Genomic DNA, 2266 nt, shown 5'->3' on the forward strand with positions numbered 1-2266 from the left:
TGATTTGGTGGAAATGATGGAGGAACGAGGTTTATCCATTTCTCATACAACGATTATGTGTTGGGTTCATCAGTATGGTCCTGAATTGGACAAATGGATCCGACGTTACCTCAAACAAATAAATGGCTCTTGGAGAGTCGATGAAACATATATCAAAGTAAAAAATCAATGGATGTACCTGTATCGTGCTGTTGATTAGAACGGAAACACAATTGATTTTTGTCTAAGCAAAACAAGAGATCATAAGGCTGCAAGACGCTTTTTCAAGAAAGCTTTGGGGTCTTTTCATGTTTCAAAGCCACGTGTGATAACAGTCGATAAGAATTCAGCTTATCCTATAGCAATTGAATAGTTGAAAAAAGAAAAAAGCATACCTACTAGTATGCGACTTAGACAACAAAAGTACTTGAATAACATAGTAGAACAAAATCATCGCATTATAAAGAAGCGAATCGGTTCTATGCTAGGTCTTAAATCTTTTGACACAGCTACATCCATTCTTTCTGGAGTAGAAGCCATGCATATGATTAAAAAAGAACAGATTACTTTATGGAACCAGTCTGTCCAAAATCAAAAAGAATTCATCCATCAATTGTTTGGACTTGCAACATAAGATACGATTCCGTTAGGAATATATGTGCTTTATTCTCTTTTGTTTTATTTTTGCACCAGAACCTTGGGAAAAAGCAATAAAAGAGAAAATCCCTGCGGGGACAGAGATTTTATAGGAGAGATATTTTTGTCGTATGTTGTCGAAATTTAGCGTATTCGATGAATTAATATTATCACGAGTTTTCAAGTAATTGTGATGGTTGATGTGTCAAAAATGTATACGACTTTCATATAAAATCGTTATTTGATAGATTTTTGATAAAAAAAGAGATTATCATAAAATCGCTCTTTAATTAATGATAATCGCTTAGATATTTATAAGTTAATTAGGTATTTGAAATATAGTTTCACCAGGTTTAGAAAATCTATACAACTTTCTTGCGAATTTTAAAATGCCCTCTTCACTTGCTGTTAAAGTCCTAATATCTTTCTCGAGAGATTTTCTAGCCTTTTCTAGAGCAGATAATCTTTGTTTTTCTTGATCTATTAGGACTTGTTTTGCCTTTATCAATTTTTGTTGTTGGTAAATGGAATGTTGAGCAGACAAAGTTAGAGACAATATAAAAGCTAAAGTTAACAAAAAACGCCGTCTTAGTTTTTTATTCGTTTGTTGTTGAGTGTTAGGATTAAATTGTTTTTTGAGGACTAATTGTTGTGATAATTCTGGGATATTGCTCATTTTAATGCCTCCATTACTAATTATAGAATTTAAAATCATATAAACAAAATGGGAATTTTGAACTCATTTTTGTAAATGTGGGGTTTGTAAACTTTAAATAAAACCCCTATTCTTTATTAAAAACTGCCCTTATTGAAGGGGGCAACAAGGGCAGAAAAGATATGGATTTGCAAGGGGTCATCTGCAAAATCTTATAAATTGTAACATGTATATATACCTATAGTAGTTACGAAAAAGTAACAAAATCGTTATTTAGTAATAGATAAAAAGAGCACATACATGAATGTGCCCTTAGATAACTTTTTAAAAACTTTATAAAGATTCCATTTTGTATGTATTTAAAACATGAATAGAGCACTTAATAAAGTGCTCTCGTGACAAGATCATTTACTCAAAAGAAAGGATTCACTATATTATATGAAACTTTTCTTTTGAGTAAATGATCTTGGGGTAATTAATTAGTATTCATAATAAAGAGCAGCTAGCAAAAGCTAACTGCTCTGCTCCAGAGGAATTGGAGAATGGGTTGTCTACAGTATTGACGGAATATTGAGTTTTATCCCAATTAAATCCAAAAAATGAATTTAATAATTACGATTCGATTAAAGATACTTAAAACACACTATTAATATTAAGTACAAAAGTAAGAACAATGTAAGTGTGATTGTAATTATACTTCTAATCGTTGTTTTCGCAGTAGTTGGCGTATTCATTCCTATAAGGCCACCAATGAAGGTCCAACCTGTTAATATCAGTAAAAAAATTATTGGGTCGGTAGAACTCCAATTCATCGCTGTATTAATAGATTCATTTTCAAAGTATAGGATAAGTAAACCAACACAAATAAACGAAAAAATAAAAGACCATAAATTTATAGTGTGCTTCATGATTGCTCCTTTATTAACATGATGTTTTTTTTACTAAATTTTAGCAAATAGTAAATGGATTTAAAACAAAATAATCCTTTGCGCGACA

Annotated in this window: 1 protein-coding gene and 1 pseudogene; one reads left to right on the plus strand and one right to left on the minus strand. The window is 31.1% G+C overall.

Annotated features, from left to right (window positions below; genetic code table 11):
• Window positions 1-613 (plus strand): annotated as a pseudogene (locus tag VK90_RS27105) (IS6 family transposase); the annotation flags it as partial.
• A gap of 321 nt (window positions 614-934) precedes the next feature.
• On the opposite strand, the gene VK90_RS27110 reads toward VK90_RS27105, so the two are convergent.
• On the minus strand, window positions 935-1291 hold the full coding sequence (locus tag VK90_RS27110) for an FtsB family cell division protein (RefSeq protein WP_048376688.1): 357 nt from the start codon (window positions 1289-1291) through the stop codon (window positions 935-937).
• Window positions 1292-2266: the final 975 nt, after the last annotated feature.

Source organism: Bacillus sp. LK2 (genome assembly GCF_001043575.1).
Taxonomy (GTDB): Bacteria; Bacillota; Bacilli; order Bacillales; family Bacillaceae_G; genus Bacillus_A; species Bacillus_A paramycoides.